Below are 17,865 nucleotides of genomic sequence, written 5' to 3'. Positions count from 1 at the left end.
TGGAGCCGCAATAATCCGATAATTCCTTTAGCCCACGGCCCGCGTTATTGCAGGCCAGCTTCTGCCCGAATCAAACTGGCTGGGCGCATGTCGACCCAATTAACCTCAAGATATTTCACACAATCTGCCCGGCTCTGCGGGCCATGAACAATCTCCCATCCTGCCGGGATCGCCGTAATTTGGGGCCACAAACTGTATTGCTGTTGCTCATTGATCAGCACAAAAAAAGGCAAGTCTTGGTTATCAAACGGGTTGGTGGGTGTTTCTGTTTCATTGCTCATGGCGTAAATGTTCATGGCGTAAATATCCTTATTTTGAATCTGAGGAACCGAATAAACAGTGCAATCCATCAATCAAGCCGCCACGCCAGCACAAGGAATCGTGGCCCCCTGAATACACTCGGTAATGCAGCCGATGCCCAGCCTGCCGCAGTGCTTCACTCATGGCCTCATTGACTTGATAAATCACATCTTCACGGCGGCCCGCCTCCATAAAAATATCCAATGGATGGCCAGCGCCCACACCTTGATAAACCTGCTCGGTCAGCCAGCCCTGCCGCTCGGCAGTTCCGGCAGTCAGTGCGGTGAAATTGTCGACATCTGGCCACCAAAAGGAACCTGACTGACTCAGCACACAACCAAAACGCTGCGGCCAATGTAATCCGGCATAGAGCGAAGCTAGCCCGCCAAAACTCTGTCCGGCGACCAGGGTGCGAGAGGCTTGGTCAGTGAAAGGTTGCAGCAAGGCCACTTGTGGCAGTAACTCCGTTTGCAGCGCTTGCCAGAAATCCTGATTGCAGGGTAATTCCACAGCGCGATGAGGTTGGTCGATAATGTCGATCAAAACATACACACTGGCAGGTAGGTGCCCGGCGTCAGTTTCTCTGTCCAGCACACCAAAAATCGATTGTCCATGCGCCCAATATTGACCATCGAGTAAGATAGCCAGCGGCCGCTCAGCTTTATCTTCGGCACCGAGTGTGTGGTAAATCCACACATTGCGGCTATTACCGAGCCACTGGCTATTCCAGCTAATCAGTTGCAGCCGTTTTGGGTCCATTGGGAGTTTTTGGCCCGCATCAATGGGTTGCCAGGCCGTCTGGGGCAAAGCATCGGCTAAATGCACCGCCGAAAGTGGTTTCCCGCGATAGCTGTAATGGGGAGCGGTAGGATTGAACGGATCGTTTTCAGCTAAATCCATCAGTGAGATCCACCAATTGCGCTGCGCCTGACGGCGCTCTTGTGGTGTCCCCTCAGGTAAATTCAAACCCTGTTCTTCAACCACAGGAATAAAACTGTAGCTGCCGCGGAAATCAGATTCCACTTCAGCCTGCCAATACCAAACATTGCTCTGGCCCAAGCGCTGTAGAGTTTCAGGAGTGGGACTGTGGTGATCAGTCACGCCGTTAACATCAATATAGACACGGCTATAAACAGCGCTCCCCGCCTTGGCGGGCGGCTCCCGCCAGAGGAATGTCAGCTTCACTTTGCCCGCGGTGACTGGCTCCACCAGCGGTGTTCCCCGCAGTGCAATCTGCTGCCACCATGACTCACTGCCAGCCAGAGGGTCGGCTAACAAACTCTGGCTATCAAGATGTTCATTTGTCGTGCTCACACTCAATCCTTTTGATTTCATTGCCCAAGTCTCTTCATTCACCACACATCAAACCAATGTATGTCCGGCCAAGTTAAATATATTTGCAATTATTATACGAATACAAATAATATTGAGAATAATTAGTATTTGCAATACCATGGCGCACGTTCATTCTTGAGTGCCACCTTATTCCCGCAATGTGAGTAAGGGCGTTCTGCGGTGCCGAGAAGGAATTGAATGGGCAGAAAGTTTTATTATCACCATACCGGCTAATAAATAAACCCAATAGATTTCAAGATGAAGGGTATAAGGCCGGATGGACTCCAGCACGTTTCATTATTGTTTTTCCAGGTAGGGATAAATCATGTTTGATATTTCAGGCAAGAAGATGCCAGGGAAATTGCTATTCCGGGCAAGCTACGCATCAAAAACCTTATTAACCTCTGCACTTATATTAATACCGGCTCTACAAGCTTTCGCGGCGACCACGGCGAAAGAGGCCACAGCGACAAAAGAAGATAAATTAGTGGTGGTTGCCAAAGCAGGTAGCGGGCAACAAGATGATGGTTTTGTTGCTAAAAATAGTTCAACCGGCACCAAAACTGATACCCCACTGATCCGCACTCCACAATCCATTTCCGTGATTACCCGCCAGCAAATGCAGGAGCAAGGTGCAACTTCCGTGGCACAAGCATTGCGTTATACCGCCGGTGTGGTGCCGGAATATCGCGGTGGTTCCAACATGAATGATGAAGTTATCATTCGTGGTTTCGGCTACGCGCCGCGTTTTCTCGATGGATTAAGCTACAACTCACTGGGTGGCGCACGGCGCGGCGGACAAATTGATCCGTGGATGCTGGAGCGCGTTGAAGTGGTCCGTGGCCCAGCCTCGGTGCTGTATGGCCAGGTCAACCCAGGCGGCCTGATCAATATGGTCAGCAAACGCCCGACAGCCGAAAGTATTCATAAAGTGCAGGTCGGGGCAGGTAATAATAGCCTGGCAGAAGCTGCCTTTGATTTTGGCGGAGTGTTGGATGATGAGGGTAAAGTTCTCTATCGCCTTAATGGGATTGGCAGAACACAGGATGATGCGGTTAATACCTATAAGCAGGAGCGTTTTGCTATTGCCCCGGCATTGACCTTTATCCCGAACGAAGACACCACTTTTACCTTGCTGACCAGCTATCAGAAAGAACCCAAAGCTGGCTCGCGTAACTTCCTACCGGCAATTGGCACGGTGTTTGGTACCCCCTACGGCAAAATACCTTACGATTTTAACGTCAGTGACCCGTCATTTGATCAATCTGAACGCGAGCAAACCTCGGTCGGATATGCCCTTGAGCATTACATCAATGACACTTTTAAATTCCGCCAAAATCTGCGTTACAGCTACAACAAGCAAGATTACAAATATTTGGTCTTTATGGATTTACTGGCAGATAACCGCACAATGACCCGCCGCCCGCAAATCGAACGCCAGGTAACAGCCGAGTTTGCAGTCGACAACCAGTTGCAAGCCGATTTCTGGACGGGACAGTTAAATCACACGGTGCTGACCGGGTTAGATTATAAACGCACCCGTATTGATAGCCGGTTCTATATGGGTAAAGTGCTGCCAGCCTACAATTTAGATTGGGTATCACCGGCTTATGGCCTGAATATTAAAGACAGTGACCTGTCGCTCAATAGCAGTGATTTGACCAAACTTGATCAGGTCGGGATTTATTTACAAGATCAAATTGAATTAGATAAGTGGAATTTCCTGCTGTCAGGGCGCTATGACTGGTCGCAGTTAAAAACCATGAACCGTAAAAGCGTCACGCAAGACCAGCAAGACGATAAAGCATTTACCGGTCGTGGCGGTGTGTTGTATGCCTTTGATTCTGGTATCTCGCCCTATGTCAGCTACAGCACCTCATTTGAACCTAGCACTGCCAAAGGCGCTCCTGGTTCGGGCGCACTAGACCCCGTAACAGCACGTCAGGTCGAATTAGGCGTTAAATATCAGCCTCCGGGCAGTAGCACCCTACTGACCACCGCACTGTATGATTTACGTCAGAAAAATATCAGCCAATACGACTCAGTGCTGGCCTACAGTGTTCCCATTGGTGAAGTCCAATCTCAGGGAATCGAAACACAATTAAACAGCGAGATTAACGATAATATCAACTTGATCGCCGCTTATACCTACACAAAAGGCAAAGTGCGTGAAACCAAGAACGCCGCTGAATTAGGCAAAATGCCGTCACGGACCCCCAATCATTCGGCCTCATTATGGGGAATGTATAGCTTTGATAAAGGTGTGGTGGACGGCTTGTCCACCGGCGTCGGCGTGCGCTATATCGGCACCAGTTGGGGTGATGGGAAAAACAGCTTTAAAGTTCCGGCGGTGACGCTATATGACTGGATGATGCGCTATGAACTGGGGCAAGCACTGCCCGCCATGAAAGGCACCAGTTTGCAGGTTAACGTCAACAACCTATTCAACAAAGAATATGTTGCCAGTTGCGCACAAATGGCGGCCTGTTTCTATGGCAGTGGCCGTGTCGCTACCGCAACCGTCAGTTATTCCTGGTAAGTTTTCATTTTCAGTCGCGCCGGTGGCCCATACTGGCGCGTTTTTTATTCTAACCCGTTTTTTTTATCTTAACGGAATAAGAATTGCTTAAAGAAAAGTAAATTTTCGCCCTCTTACTGCTGTGATTTTAACAACAAATTGAACAAATTCAGCCGAATAACATTTCAGAAACCTTTTGCTTTATTCCGTGTAACCGGCCAAAACCATTCTAAAAACAGTGAGATAATCCTATACTCGCGGACAGCATCATTTCATCACACCACTGACTCAAGGTAAAAATGCCAGCATTTAAGGGAATATCACAGCTTATGCACCGAACGCGCGCCTGTAAAAAGCGCCTGTGCGGTATGCTGCTGGTGACCTGCTGGTTTTTCCTGAATACCCAACTGGCGATAGCCGGTCATCAGTGCGATATCGCCCCTGCCAACTCGCCGGTCTTTAGCCAGCATCAAGGGCATTTGCAATCAGACCCGATGCAACAAATGTTGTCGGCGATGGAAATGTCCCATGGCCCGGCGCAAAATTCCCTGTGTGAAAAACACTGTCTCCCCGATTCAGTTCAGTCTGACAGCGGGATGCTGGTGTTGGCAGCATTGCCAACTCACACTGAGTTAGTGCTGGCGGATGTCCAACAAGCTCCCGGTGTTCATCGCCTCGACTGGCATATGCCGCCCATTGTCGGGCCACCCACCGAAATTGTTTTCTGCCGATTTAGAGAATAGATCCAGACCGAGTTAACCACATTTTTCAGGCCGCTTTTCCGCGGTGTGTTGTGCTAATTCTATTTTGGAGTTATTCCATGAGTTCCTTATTTAATGCTGTATCCGCCACTATTAGTGCATTATTTTTTGCGGTTATTCTTTTCTCTGCGCCGCTGTTTGCCACCACTCCGTCGATGGCCGACAACCTGCCGATGTCCCATAATCATGGGGCTATGATGGCTGAAACCACTGCCACAGACGCCAATAGCTACCATTCTCGCGGGCAAATAAAAACCTGGAATACCCACAGCGTTTCCATCGCCCACAGCGCCATTCCGGCGCTAAACTGGCCGCCGATGACCATGACATTCGACCTGCCGAATAATCGGGTTGCCGCCCCGCTCCCGGTCGGCACGCAAGTCGCATTCAGCTTCCGCCAGACTGAACAGGGCTATCTGCTCACCGCCATTTCAGCGCAACAGCCGTAAGGCGGGAGCCATCATGAATCACTCGAATCACCCTCGGCAGGGGCGGCCCACCGCTGCCTTGCGGATAGGATTGGCCCACCTGCTGCTAGCCGCCGCATTCAGTTTACCCGCCACGAGCTATGCGACAAGTACCACGAGCTATGCGGCAGACATCACTCTGGAACAAGCGCTGGTTTCTGCTGAGCGCTATTCCGCCGAGCTATCGGCCAATCAGCACCAGGTTAATGCACTAGAAAACATGGCCATTTCCGCCACCCAACTGCCTGATCCTAAATTGAAATTCGGCATTGAAAACCTGCCGGTCGGCGGCAACAATGGCCGCCGCTTTACCCGCGAGGGCATGACCATGCAGCGGATTGGCATCATGCAGGATTATGTCAGTAGCGATAAGCGGCAAAGAAAGGCCGATACTCTCAGCGCCGAAGCCCGTAAAACCGCGGCGGGCAGCGAAACCATTCGCACCCGGCTACAAAAGGAAACCGCACAAGCCTGGCTGGATTTGGCACTCACTGAGCAAGCCGTGACGGATGCCAGGATTTTAGTGCTGGAAAGCGAAAAACAGGTGGCGCTGCAACGGGCGGGCGTTGCCAGTGGTGGCGCGTTACCCAGCAGTGTTTTGGATGCGCGCCTGACCCTCTCCGCCATGCAGGACAGATTAACCACCGCACAGCGCGATGTGGCTTTGGCACAAACCCAGCTCACCCAATTGACCGGTATTGAAGTTCAGCACGTCAGTGGCATATTGCCCAAGTTCTCCCGCCTGCCAGCAGATATCACCGTATTGCGCGATGCTATCAACCAGCATCCGGAAATATTGCTTGCCAGCCGCGAAGCGGAAGTCGCCAAAGCGCGTTCGGCACAATCCGCCATTGCGGCCACGCCCGATGTCGGTATTGAAGTGTATTACGCCAAACGCGCCGAAGAATATGAGGATATGGCGGGTGTCATGGTCACTGTCGATTTGCCGCTGTTCCGCTCACAACGTCAGGATAAAGACTATGCCGCCGACGTCTCGCGATCCATGGAAGCTAACGACCAACTCACATTGCTGACCCGTGACCATCGGGCGCAGCTCGACACCTTATTGGCGCAATATCAAGCTACCCAACAGTTATGGCAACGGCAAACTGACGAGGTTTTACCGCTGCAAAAACAGCGAGTTAACTTGATTATGGCGCAGTATCAGGCCAATAAAAGCGATTTGAGCAGCGTGTTGGAAGCAAGGCGCGCCCTGCTCGACAGCCAGCTCAATGCCAGCAATGCCGCCAGAGAATTAGCCCGCACCTGGGCAGCCATCCGTTATCTGACCCCGCAGGAGAGCGCGCGATGAAAAAGCTATTTAGTCTGACTTTAGTGGCCATCGCCGTTATCAGTGGCCTTGGCGGTTATCTACTCGGAAAACCGGCAGCAGATTCTACGCCAGCCGCCACCGCCAACTCTGACGTCACTGCCGAAAGCAGCCGCAAAGTGCTTTATTGGTATGACCCAATGTCCCCCGGACAGCGCTTCGACAAACCGGGAAAATCCCCCTTTATGGATATGGAACTGGTGCCGCGCTATGCCGGTGAAACCGTAGAAGATGGCGGCGTGACAATCAGCGCCCGCCAACAGCAAAATCTGGGGGTGCGCACCGCGACGGCAGAAATGCGCGCACTCAACTATCGCCTTACCGGCTACGGCACCGTGGCGACAGACGAGCGCAGTGTGCAAGTGATTGCGGCGCGAGCAAATGGCATCATCGAGCAATTATATGTGCGCGCCAATCAGCAGCCGGTCACGAAAAATCAACCATTGGCACAATTATGGGTGCCCGATTGGAGTGCCGCCCAGCAAGAGTATCTGGCTATTCGCCAATTAGGTGACAGCGCATTGACCGCCGCCGCCCGCCAGCGGCTACAACTGCAATTCATGCCAGAAGAGGTGATTCGCAGTGTAGAAAAAAGTGGTCAGCCACAAACGCGAGTGACTCTGCGATCCCCGGCCAATGGCTATGTTAATAAACTGGATATCCGCGCCGGTTCGCAAGTGACGGCGACCCAATCACTGTTCGAATTAGCCAGCCTCGATCAGGTGTGGATCCTGGTGGATTATCCGCAATCACAAGCCAGTTTAGTCACGATCGGCAGTGAAATTGCCGCGACCACCGCCAGTTGGCCGGGTGAAAGCTTCCACGGCAAAGTCAGTGAGTTATTGCCCAATATGGATCTCACGACCCGCACCTTAAAAGCGCGCATCACCGTGGAAAACCCGCAACAAAAGCTCAAACCGGGGATGTACCTGAATGTGCAGTCGGCACAAACCGCCGCACTTGAGCCGGTGTTGGCTATTCCACAGGAAGCTTTATTGATGACGGGCAACCGCAACACCCTGTTGCTGGCGGAAGGAAATGGTCACTTTAAGCCAATTGAAGTCAGTGCCGGGCAAACTCAGGACGGTTGGGTAGAAATTAAATCCGGGCTGAGCAATGGCCAGCAAGTGGTGACGTCGGGCCAATTCCTGATTGATTCCGAGGCCAGTTTGCAAAGTGCCCTGCCGCAGATGGCAGAGACCCCAGAAACCGGAGCGCCTGCCGTGGAAAACACTGTGCAAGTGCCAGCCGATATTTACTCGGTACAAGGGGAAGTCAACGCCATTAATGGCGCAACAATTACCTTATCTCACGGCCCGATAGCCGCCTTGAAATGGGGCGCGATGACCATGGATTTCCTGCTACCACCGGGCAAATTATCACCGGATATCCGCGTCGGCAGTGAAGTCAATTTTACCTTTACGCTGAATGAACAAGGCGCGCAGATCCGCCAGATCCAGCCGGTAAAAGCCAATAACAGCACGGATATCCATGGGAGCCACTTATGATTGCTGCCATTATCCGTTGGTCGTTGCGTAACCGGCTGTTGGTGCTGCTCGGTGCGGTGATGATGGCTGCCTGGGGAGTTTGGTCACTGCAACAAACCCCGCTGGACGCGCTACCGGATCTGTCGGACACACAAGTGATCATCCGCGTCAGTTACCCCGGCAAAGCCCCGCAAGTGGTGGAGGATCAAGTCACTTACCCGCTCACCACCACCATGCTGTCGGTGCCCGGCGCTAAAACTGTGCGTGGCTTTTCTATGTTTGGCGATGCTTACGTTTATGTATTATTTGATGACGGCACAGATCCTTACTGGGCGCGCTCAAGGGTGCTGGAGTACCTCAGCCAGGTGCAATCCACCCTGCCAGCCGAGGCCAAAGCCTCATTGGGGCCGGATGCCACCGGTGTCGGCTGGATTTATGAATATGCATTAATTGATAGAACCGGCAAACATAGCCTGGCCGATTTGCGCGCATTACAGGATTGGACACTGAAGTTTGAGCTGAAAACCGTGCCCAATGTCTCGGAAGTCGCCAGTGTCGGCGGCATGGTGCGCCAATATCAGGTGGTGCTTGACCCGGAAAGAATGCGGGCGCTGAATCTTTCTCATCAGCCAATCGCCAGCGCCATTGCCGACAGTAATCAGGAGGGTGGCGGTTCCGTGCTGGAAATGGGGGCCGCCGAATATATGGTGCGCGCTAGCGGCTACCTGAAAACGCTGGATGATTTCCGAAATATCGTGATAACCACCCGTGAGGGGATTCCGATTTTACTGTCCGATGTTGCCACGGTGCGCATGGGGCCAGAAATGCGGCGCGGCGTAGCTGAACTGAACGGCGAAGGCGAAGTGGCTGGCGGCATCATCGTGATGCGCTACGGCAAAAATGCGCTGGAAACCATCAATGGCGTGAAAGAAAAACTGCAACGGATTCAGCTCAGTTTGCCCGCTGGCGTCGAAATTGTGCCGGTTTATGACCGCTCGCATCTGATTACTCAGGCCATCGACAGCTTGTCATTTAAGTTGTTGGAAGAGTTTTTAGTGGTCGCGGTTATCTGCTCACTGTTTCTGTTCCACTTCCGCTCAGCGCTGGTGGCGATTATCACCCTGCCGCTGGGTATCCTCGGTGCATTTATTGTTATGCATTATCAGGGGGTTAATGCCAATATCATGTCATTGGGCGGCATCGCCATCGCCATTGGTGCCATGGTGGATGCGGCGATCGTCATGATCGAAAACATGCACAAAGTATTGGAACAATGGCGGCGGGAAAATCCCGGACAAACGCCAGTTAACCAGGATTACTGGCGCATTTCAGAACAGGCGGCGATTGAAGTCGGCCCGGCGCTGTTTTGCAGCTTATTGATCATTACTTTGTCATTCATCCCAGTATTTACCTTACAGGCGCAGGAGGGGCGGATGTTTTCCCCACTGGCCTTTACCAAAACCTATGCCATGGCGGTTTCTGCTGGCTTAGCCATCACCTTAGTGCCGGTATTAATGGGCTATTTTATTCGCGGAAAAATTCCTGACGAAAATGCCAACCCCATTAACCGCTGGCTCATTGCCCTTTATCAACCAGTGTTAACCGCCGTGCTGGCGCGGCCAAAAACCACATTGACCATTGCGGGCATGCTATTGCTGGCAACGCTATACCCGCTAAGCCGCTTAGGTAGCGAGTTTATGCCCGCTTTGGATGAGGGCGATTTACTGTATATGCCCTCGACCCTGCCGGGTATTTCGGTGCGGGAAGCCAGCCATTTACTGCAACAAACAGACCGATTAATCAAAACAGTGCCGGAAGTGGATACCGTCTTTGGCAAAGCTGGGCGGGCAGAAACCGCCACAGATCCCGCCCCGCTCACCATGATCGAAACCACCATTCGCTTTAAGCCGAAGGATCAATGGCGGCCCGGCATGACCATGGACAAATTGATCGAGGAACTGGATGCCACTGTTAATGTCCCCGGCATTGCTAATCTGTGGGTACCGCCGATCCGCAATCGGCTAGACATGCTGTCGACCGGGATCAAAAGCCCAGTGGGGATCAAAGTAAATGGCAAGAATGTGCAGCAAATTGAGCAAGTTGCACAGCAAATTGAGCAGGTGGTGCGCAAAGTGCCGGGCGTCACTTCGGCGCTGTCCGAACGGCTGGCGGGTGGCCGCTATATCGATATTGATATCGACCGCAAGCGGGCCGCTCGCTACGGTGTTTCAGTCAAAGAGTTGCAATCGCTGGTGGAAACCGTGATTGGCGGGCAAAACATTGGCGAAACCATTGAAGGCCGTGAGCGCTATCCAATCAATCTGCGTTATCCGCGGGAAATCCGCGATTCGCTGCAAAAATTGCGTGATTTACCGGTCGTCACGGCCAGTGGCGGGCAGGTGGCGTTATCCGAACTGGCGGATATTAAAGTGACAGAAGGCCCGCCAATGCTGAAAAGTGAAAATGCGCGTTTATCTGATTGGGTTTATGTCGATTTACGTGGGCGGGATTTGAAATCAGCGGTCACGGATATGCAACAGGCCGTTGCTGAACAAGTCAAACTGCCGGAGGGCGTCTCACTCAGTTGGTCTGGGCAATTTGAATATCTGGAGCGGGCAACCGCGAAATTGAAAATTGTTCTGCCGGTCACTCTCACTATCATTTTCGTGTTGTTGTATGTCACTTTCAGCAGCGTCCGGGATGCCGCTTTGATCATGGCGACGCTGCCTTTCGCGCTGATTGGCGGAGTCTGGTTGCTCTATGGATTGGGCTATAACTTTTCCGTTGCCGCCGCCGTGGGCTTTATCGCGCTGGCGGGGGTGGCTGCCGAGTTCGGCGTGATCATGGTGCTGTATCTGAATCAGGCGGTGAAAAAACATCAACGGCCCGGTTTCCCCATGACGGCCAATGAAATGAGTGCGGCCATTCACGAAGGTGCAGTACTGCGAGTGCGACCAAAAGCGATGACGGTGGCAACTATCATGGCTGGCTTGCTACCTATTATGTGGGGCGGCGGTACGGGTTCGGAAGTTATGCAGCGAATTGCCGCCCCGATGATCGGCGGGATGGTGAGTGCACCATTGCTTTCAATGCTGGTTATTCCGGCAGTGTATATGTTGCTGCATAAAAAAGATAACAAACAGCAATAAACCTTCATAAGCATCTCATAGCCCTGAGTTTTGTCTTATTGGACTCAGGGCTGTCTTATTGATACCTCATAACTTCTCAGCGCGCCCAGTATATCGAAAGGTCAAATTAATCCGATATGCTCCTGCACGGGGAGAAAAACCTGCTTTTACTGGCAATATACCGTGATAATTCAAACGAGACGGCCCGCCCCACACCACCACATCCCCTTCACTCAATAAAACTTTCTGGCATTTAGCTTCACGGGATGCCCCACCAAATTGGAATACAGCGGGCAACCCCAGTGATATTGAGACAATCGGCTGGCGTAAATCCAGCTCATCTTTATCTTGATGCAAAGATAATTTAGCCCCCACATCATAGCGGTTTATCAAACAGGCATTGGGTTGAAAATGCAGAAAACCGGCTTGCCGTGCAGCAGAAACCGCCAGCGCCATAAAACTTTCGGGCATCGCAGGCCAGCGCATATCTGTTAACGGATCAATTGGGCTGTAGCGATAACCTCGAGCATCACTAACCCACCCCACTGAACCGCAATTACTCATAGCCACTGACATCCGATAACCGCCCGGGGTAATCAAATGCCGAAAGGGAGCAACAGCGGTAATGGCGGCAACTTCTGCTAATAATGACGGGGCCTGTTCTGATACAAAATGATGCAAAACCAGGGCGCCTGGGGCTAATTCTTCAACCCAAGGCTCATTGGGTAATTGAGAAAATAGATCCATGGTCATAAGGGCCTCACTTTACCTCAGGCGATTACATCACTAAGAGCAATACAGTTTACTCCAGCTCCGGCTCAACTTATCACTGTTTCATTTTTTATCGAAATTATCTTCCCATATGCCGGAAAAATATTATATTTAATATATTAAAATTAAAAAGCATGAAAATAATCAAAAAAACGGAAGAATAGTATAATCCTATGACAAAGATAAAATAATAAACAAATAAGAAATGATGATAAGTAATAATAGCAAATGACATACTCAGGCTAAATACCTGCTTGTTAAGCTCAATTGCATCATGCAAGAATACGCCGCGTAGTTATTTAAGAAGTTTGAGGATTAAAATAAGCACAGAAAAACAGCGGATTTATAACCCTGACAATCACTATTACATGCGTAATGACACTTTCAATGCACACAACATCAAAGAGAAACATTCACTTAGCGTAAGTCTGAGTTACCCAAGATCTTAAAATACTCAAAAAATAAATATACACCTTACACAGGATAGGTAGCCGCCAATATGGAGACAAATGAGATTGTGTTTAAATTAGAAGGAACAGTGCTATTTTCTCCCGCACAACGCTGTTTAAATGGCCCTGGTGGTTCAGTGGTAATGTTAACTGAAAATAATCTGAGATTTTTGCAACTGTTACTTAACGGAGTCACTGAAAAAGAACAGATTATCAACCAAGTATGGAAAGAACAGCGCGGGGCTGTCAGTGAAAGCAGTTATTATGGACAACTCTATATGCTGCGTAAGGCATTTCTTCAGGTAGGGCTGAAAGAATCTCTTATTCATACAATTCCCCGAAAAGGCGTCCGTTATACTGGCTCGGTAAGCCAAGTGACAGTTGGCGAATATTCTGACGAACAGCAAAATAATGACGATATTCAGCATATAACAGCACTTCCTGATACTTCCCAGATAACCACACTCTCTTTCCCGGCAGAGAGTATCGCACCACAGATTCCTCCAGCACACGACAAACAAAGTTTCTTGCAAAGCAATGGCTGGAAAAAATTGATATCTTTACTCGCTTTTTTCTCTTTATGCTGGCTTTCATTTCTCTCAGTCTTAATCATTATTATCTTATTCAGTGGGGATAAACCAAACCTTTAATACTCTTACTAAAATGAATGTAATTTAAAGAGGCCAAATAAGGGTAACAAAAAGGATTTATCACCCAGAAAGGCATTTAATAGCTGCCACTACGAACGAGGCGAATATAACAATATCAATTCGGGTAGTAGCGAGATAGAAAGTAGTAGCAAGATACCTGCTCTGTACTTAATTTAAATATCGGGAAGAATCCCAATACATTTAACAAGGAAAATAAATTATGATGAACTTAATCACTAAAGGCTACGTAACAGCACAAGTTAATGCACAAGAGTTTATGAAGGATAATCGCGGTTCTATTATTGAATACGTTATGATTATTGCATTGGCAGGTATCCTTATTACCGCAGCTAAAGGCCCATTAACCACTCTGGTCACTGATTTAGTGGCATCAGCCAAAGATACCGTGACTGCAGCGGCACCTGGCAACGATGGCTAAGTGATTTAAATTCTGTTGACATTAAGATGGCAACTTTAAATTGCCATCTTAATCATATTATTCTCAGAAGGAGTGTTGAATATATTACAAATATCACTAATCACATTGTTAGTTTTTCAATTACTGTTAATCTGCTATAGCGATATTCGCCATCGTATCATTAGCAATAAGCTTGTAATTACTGTGGCCATCAACTCATTAGTTTTGAGTTTTATCATATACCATCGGGTAGGTTTGACCATACCTCTATTGGCATTATTTATCGGTTATATTACTTTTCATTTCAAACTTATCGGTGGTGGCGATGTAAAATTAATAACCGCATTACTGTTTTCGCTGAACGCAGAACAATCACTCAATTTTATTCTCTATACTGCAATTATGGGCGGAGTCGTCATGATAATAGGTATGCTAATCAACCGTACTGATATTCAACAGAGAGGTGTACCTTACGCTGTTGCAATTTCCAGTGGTTTTTTAGTATCCCTTTTGTCTTAAATAGGGACCGAAGTATTCCCATAACAATATAAGGTTATTATAGTGAATCGTAAACTTCTTTTATTATCTTCGCTTCTTATTATTGCCATAGGTCTTACTGGCTTACTGATGGGCTCTGAAGATGATAAAAAAATAATGGGTAACCTTACTACACCAAGCAAAGAAAAAGAGGTCACTATTATATTGGCGCAAGCCACTCGTGATTTACCCTCAGGGACTCTATTGACTCATACCAAATATGTTATAAAAAAAATAATTGTCCCAGAATCAAGCGAATTAATAAAAAATGACATATCTGAAAACCCTAATATTGATAGCTATTTATTAAAAATGAATACTCTTAGTGGCTCCTACATCACTAAAGACATGTTAGCCTCACCCGAGAGTGAGGAATTTAATCATCTGAGCTTACAGAAAGGCCATGTTATTTATAAGTTTTTTATTAAACAACAAGATGATTACTTATTTGATGCATTGAGTGCAGGTGATGAGATCTCTTTCCAATTGAGAATTCTTGAAACCAATAAAAGCAAAGGGATGGAATATGGCACCATTGTTGATACAAAAAGTATGAGTGATAGGAAAACACAGAGCTACTCACTCAATAAAATCATCCCTAATATGAAAATAGTAAGAATAAAAAAGTACTCCGTCGACGAATTATCAGAAAAAAACAGCAATAATCAAAAGACTGAAGACATGTTAACAGGCTATATTGCCGTAATAATAAAAACAGAAGAACTTGATCTGATACACATAGTAGAAAAAACAGGTGATATTTTTCTGACTCCTAACTATAAAAATGATGATAGTAAGAAAATATCAACAAATTTATATGACATTATCCCCAAACTGCGGACAACAAGAGAGCTAAGAGGATGAGAAGACTTCGGCTAAGCTATATTTCTGGGAATATACTACTTTTCTTATTCCTCATAATCGCTCTCCAAACAGCAGTCAATAGAGCGAATGCTAAATCAGTTTATCTATCTACTGGCGAGTCATACATTATTAATACACAAGATGAAATAGATACTGTTTTTGTTTCTGCTTCAGCCATAGCTGACTATGAACTCGTAGGTAAAAAAAGTATCATTGTCTATGCAAAGAAAGAAGGAATGGCAGAGTTTATCTTGTTCAATAGCACCAATAAACCGATGATTAAATCTGCTATTTTTGTCAATAATGTCATTAACTCTGCATATAAAAGAATGCAGCTTGAATATCCAGAAAGTAATGTAGAAATTAACAAAATAGGTGATAGCTATATTCTGACAGGGACAGTAGGGTCAGAGGATGCCAAAGATACTATTGCTACAATTGTTGGTGAAGCGGTGGGTAGCAAAAGAAGAGAGAGTGATAACTCGGCTCTTAATGGCGCTGATTATTTAGGTATTATCAATAAAATAAAATTACCACAATCTAATCAGGTGAATGTCAAACTCACCATTGCTGAAGTCACAAAGGATTTTACTGAAAATGTTGGGATAAATTGGAATACTATCGGTGATTCTGTGGGTTCTTTCCAATTCTTTAGATTTAATGCAAAAGGGATCAGTACATTAGTTCATGCTATTAACGATGACACAATTGCTCGAGTTTTAGCCGAACCTAATCTCTCCGTATTGTCAGGTGAAAGTGCATCTTTTCTGGTTGGTGGCGAAATACCGATTGTCAGTACGACACAAAATAGTAGAGACGTTAGTTATAAAGAATTTGGTATTAAATTAAACATTGGTGCCAAAGTTAATGATAAAAAACGTATCCGCATTACCTTAAATGAAGAAGTTAGCAGTATAGGTAAAACATTTAATATTAAGGGGGGAGACTCCTATCCTTCATTAAGAACACGTAGGGCTGCAACAACACTAGAACTGGGAGATGGAGAGAGTTTCATTTTAGGGGGATTGATCAGTAATACGGAGAGAGAATCATTAAGTAAAATTCCACTGATTGGTGATATCCCTCTATTAGGAGCATTTTTCCGTAATGCGCAGACAGAACAAAGCCAAACTGAATTGGTGGTGATAGCAACTGTAAATTTGGTGAATCCAGTCTCCGAAAAAGAAGTAGAGTTACCTGATTTCATGCATACCTCTACGCTAGAACGATTTTTTAACTTTACTTCTATCAAGGAAATAAAAAGAGAAAAGATTGCCAGAGAGTTTCTGCGTAAAGGGGGATTTATTAAATGAGATTAATCATAATAGGCACCATTATATTATTTACTAACTTGGGCCATGCAGCTCTGACGATCGAACCTAGTGATAGTGACCGCTCATTATGTCTTATGAGAGATAACCATCTCCCAAAAAACATCATTAATAGATCCAAAAATGACATAATTAACATTAAAAACAAAATTTGTAACTACAGTATTAATGATTATCGCCGTGTTAGAAATCATGAAGTTGGATGTGCAATTAATATTAATAGGAAAAAATCCAGTATAAAAGGTGAAATATGCAATTGATCCTAAATAAGGATTTAATCAATAGAAAAAACACAAAAGAAAAAGATACTATTGCAATTATATCCTCAAGAAAATGGCTAGTAGAGAAAGTATCTGAAAAAATACGACTGGCTGATATGAATAATATCAAAGAAATAGATAAAAGTATTTTCAACTCATCATCAATTAATTTATCAGATCAAACTATTGGTGTGATTATTGATATTGGTAATGATAAAGAAATAGATAAAATATTAGATTTAATAAAAAATAACACACCACGAGATTGTTGGTGTGTACTCGTTGGAGATATTGATTCAATCAGTATTGCACAGCAGTTTACTGACAGAGGAATATTATATTTAAACATACAGTCACAATCGGCTGAACTGACACAGCTATTACTTAAAGGTATTCAGATCGAGTCCGAAAGGAAAGCTTTTTTTATCAGCGTACTGGGTTGTAAAGGTGGGATAGGCACGACGCTCCTCAGTTATCATTTAGCATATGAAATTACTCAAATAAAGAAATCTCCAACATTATTGTTGCAGGGTAATCAAGGATCGCAAGACCTTGATCTTGTAACAGAGAAAAAAATGAATACTAGCATCACTGAGTATTATAAATATTTAGATCTTATGCTATGTAACGAGATAAAATTAAGTGATATAGATAACCAAACAAATAAAAAACATAATTTTATTATTTTCGACCAGCCGATCCATAATACATCGAAAGAAAGAACAACAGATTACATTGAACAATCTAACTGCATTATTATATTGCTCGATAATAGTATGATGTCAGTTAGAATTGCCAAAGAATTCATTAATCTCTATGAGCGATTTAAAAGAGATAATAGACAAGCCATTCGACTAATAATCTGCTTAAACGAAAGCAGACCTGTAACTAAAGATATGTTAGATACTAATGATATACAATCATTATTAGGCCGAGTTATTGACATACACATACCTTATATAAATAGCACAAAATCGTCATTGAATGACCCTAATTATTTTGGTAGAAAAAAAACAAAAATAAATATTTTGGCAAAAAACACATTGGGTATAAAAGTAAATACATCGATGGATAATTATATATGGGCAAAAAAAATAATAGCAACACTAAAAAGCATAGGGTAAATAATGAAAGTATCATTAACTATACAAGAATTAATTCGAGAAAAAATGTTGGCTAATATTGACATAGATAAAGTCGAACATCTTGTTGATGATTATCATAAGCTCAGTGCATTACTGTCCCAAACATTTTATGAC

15 protein-coding genes and 1 pseudogene are annotated in these 17,865 nt (G+C 46.2%); 13 read left to right on the top strand and 3 right to left on the bottom strand.

All coding sequences use genetic code 11. The annotated features are described in order from the left end of the window. Window positions 1-44 precede the first annotated feature (44 nt). Entirely contained in the window at window positions 45-296 is a 252-nt protein-coding gene (locus FTA91_RS12595) for an MbtH family protein (RefSeq protein WP_227507638.1), read from the bottom strand. A 13-nt stretch (window positions 297-309) separates the two neighbouring features. Then, window positions 310-1,614, bottom strand: coding sequence for an enterochelin esterase (fes, locus tag FTA91_RS12590; RefSeq protein WP_145534818.1), 1,305 nt, complete (start codon window positions 1,612-1,614; stop codon window positions 310-312). A gap of 346 nt (window positions 1,615-1,960) precedes the next feature. On the opposite strand from fes, the gene FTA91_RS12585 reads away from it, so the two are divergent. The 6 genes from FTA91_RS12585 to FTA91_RS12560 all read left to right on the top strand — a co-directional run bounded on the left by FTA91_RS12585 (window position 1,961) and on the right by FTA91_RS12560 (window position 11,347). Continuing rightward, complete coding sequence (locus FTA91_RS12585) at window positions 1,961-4,174, top strand: TonB-dependent siderophore receptor (protein ID WP_050112312.1); 2,214 nt, start codon at window positions 1,961-1,963, stop codon at window positions 4,172-4,174. 308 nt (window positions 4,175-4,482) lie between these two features. Beyond that, window positions 4,483-4,896 carry a hypothetical protein gene (locus FTA91_RS12580; protein ID WP_050112311.1) on the top strand — a complete coding sequence of 138 codons (414 nt, stop codon included), beginning with the start codon at window positions 4,483-4,485 and terminating at the stop codon, window positions 4,894-4,896. Window positions 4,897-4,973: 77 nt separating this feature from the next. Beyond that, the gene (locus tag FTA91_RS12575; RefSeq protein WP_145583433.1) at window positions 4,974-5,363 is read left to right on the top strand and encodes a copper-binding protein; all 390 of its coding nucleotides are present in this window, start codon (window positions 4,974-4,976) and stop codon (window positions 5,361-5,363) included. Window positions 5,364-5,376: 13 nt separating this feature from the next. After that, window positions 5,377-6,693 (top strand): TolC family protein, encoded by a 1,317-nt coding sequence (locus FTA91_RS12570; protein WP_050112309.1) that lies wholly within the window; start codon window positions 5,377-5,379, stop codon window positions 6,691-6,693. Then, window positions 6,690-8,219 carry an efflux RND transporter periplasmic adaptor subunit gene (locus FTA91_RS12565; RefSeq protein WP_145583430.1) on the top strand — a complete coding sequence of 510 codons (1,530 nt, stop codon included), beginning with the start codon at window positions 6,690-6,692 and terminating at the stop codon, window positions 8,217-8,219. The genes FTA91_RS12570 and FTA91_RS12565 overlap by 4 nt, the downstream gene beginning before the upstream one ends. Further along, window positions 8,216-11,347 (top strand): efflux RND transporter permease subunit, encoded by a 3,132-nt coding sequence (locus FTA91_RS12560; protein ID WP_050112307.1) that lies wholly within the window; start codon window positions 8,216-8,218, stop codon window positions 11,345-11,347. The genes FTA91_RS12565 and FTA91_RS12560 overlap by 4 nt, the downstream gene beginning before the upstream one ends. 66 nt (window positions 11,348-11,413) lie before the next feature. On the opposite strand, the gene alkB is transcribed toward FTA91_RS12560, so the two are convergent. Continuing rightward, window positions 11,414-12,079 carry a DNA oxidative demethylase AlkB gene (gene alkB / locus FTA91_RS12555; RefSeq protein ID WP_050112306.1) on the bottom strand — a complete coding sequence of 222 codons (666 nt, stop codon included), beginning with the start codon at window positions 12,077-12,079 and terminating at the stop codon, window positions 11,414-11,416. 517 nt (window positions 12,080-12,596) lie between these two features. Between alkB and FTA91_RS12550 the strand changes: the two genes are divergently transcribed. The 7 genes and pseudogenes from FTA91_RS12550 to FTA91_RS12520 form a co-directional block, all read left to right on the top strand. Then, entirely contained in the window at window positions 12,597-13,196 is a 600-nt protein-coding gene (locus FTA91_RS12550; RefSeq protein ID WP_050112305.1) for a winged helix-turn-helix domain-containing protein, read from the top strand. A gap of 220 nt (window positions 13,197-13,416) precedes the next feature. Further along, window positions 13,417-13,635, top strand: a complete 219-nt coding sequence (locus FTA91_RS12545) for a hypothetical protein (protein WP_050112304.1) — start codon at window positions 13,417-13,419, stop codon at window positions 13,633-13,635. Window positions 13,636-13,710: 75 nt separating this feature from the next. Beyond that, entirely contained in the window at window positions 13,711-14,133 is a 423-nt protein-coding gene (locus tag FTA91_RS12540; RefSeq protein WP_050112303.1) for an A24 family peptidase, read from the top strand. 42 nt (window positions 14,134-14,175) lie between these two features. Further along, the gene (locus FTA91_RS12535; protein ID WP_145534801.1) at window positions 14,176-15,015 is read left to right on the top strand and encodes a tight adherance operon protein; all 840 of its coding nucleotides are present in this window, start codon (window positions 14,176-14,178) and stop codon (window positions 15,013-15,015) included. Then, the gene (locus tag FTA91_RS12530; RefSeq protein ID WP_050112301.1) at window positions 15,012-16,328 is read left to right on the top strand and encodes a type II and III secretion system protein family protein; all 1,317 of its coding nucleotides are present in this window, start codon (window positions 15,012-15,014) and stop codon (window positions 16,326-16,328) included. The genes FTA91_RS12535 and FTA91_RS12530 overlap by 4 nt, the downstream gene beginning before the upstream one ends. Window positions 16,329-16,596: 268 nt before the next feature. Then, a complete protein-coding gene (locus FTA91_RS12525; protein ID WP_050112299.1) occupies window positions 16,597-17,730 on the top strand; it encodes a pilus assembly protein CpaE in 1,134 nt (377 codons plus the stop codon). Window positions 17,731-17,733: 3 nt separating this feature from the next. Next, a pseudogene (locus FTA91_RS12520) lies at window positions 17,734-17,865 on the top strand (CpaF family protein); the annotation flags it as partial.

Origin of the sequence: Yersinia thracica (assembly GCF_902170565.1) — a bacterium.
In the GTDB taxonomy this organism is placed as follows: Bacteria; Pseudomonadota; Gammaproteobacteria; order Enterobacterales; family Enterobacteriaceae; genus Yersinia; species Yersinia thracica.
This window is presented reverse-complemented; position numbering and strand designations above follow the sequence as displayed.

Excerpts from the sequence above, each read along its gene's own strand:
- FTA91_RS12525 (WP_050112299.1), top strand. The coding sequence starts at position 16,597 with ATGCAATTGATCCTAAATAAGGATTTAATCAATAGAAAAAACACAAAA.
- FTA91_RS12530 (WP_050112301.1), top strand. The coding sequence starts at position 15,012 with ATGAGAAGACTTCGGCTAAGCTATATTTCTGGGAATATACTACTTTTC.
- FTA91_RS12575 (WP_145583433.1), top strand. The coding sequence starts at position 4,974 with ATGAGTTCCTTATTTAATGCTGTATCCGCCACTATTAGTGCATTATTT.
- alkB (WP_050112306.1), bottom strand. The coding sequence starts at position 12,079 with ATGACCATGGATCTATTTTCTCAATTACCCAATGAGCCTTGGGTTGAA.
- FTA91_RS12580 (WP_050112311.1), top strand. The coding sequence starts at position 4,483 with ATGCACCGAACGCGCGCCTGTAAAAAGCGCCTGTGCGGTATGCTGCTG.
- FTA91_RS12560 (WP_050112307.1), top strand. The coding sequence starts at position 8,216 with ATGATTGCTGCCATTATCCGTTGGTCGTTGCGTAACCGGCTGTTGGTG.
- FTA91_RS12570 (WP_050112309.1), top strand. The coding sequence starts at position 5,377 with ATGAATCACTCGAATCACCCTCGGCAGGGGCGGCCCACCGCTGCCTTG.
- FTA91_RS12565 (WP_145583430.1), top strand. The coding sequence starts at position 6,690 with ATGAAAAAGCTATTTAGTCTGACTTTAGTGGCCATCGCCGTTATCAGT.
- FTA91_RS12585 (WP_050112312.1), top strand. The coding sequence starts at position 1,961 with ATGTTTGATATTTCAGGCAAGAAGATGCCAGGGAAATTGCTATTCCGG.
- FTA91_RS12545 (WP_050112304.1), top strand. The coding sequence starts at position 13,417 with ATGATGAACTTAATCACTAAAGGCTACGTAACAGCACAAGTTAATGCA.
- FTA91_RS12595 (WP_227507638.1), bottom strand. The coding sequence starts at position 296 with ATGAACATTTACGCCATGAGCAATGAAACAGAAACACCCACCAACCCG.
- FTA91_RS12550 (WP_050112305.1), top strand. The coding sequence starts at position 12,597 with ATGGAGACAAATGAGATTGTGTTTAAATTAGAAGGAACAGTGCTATTT.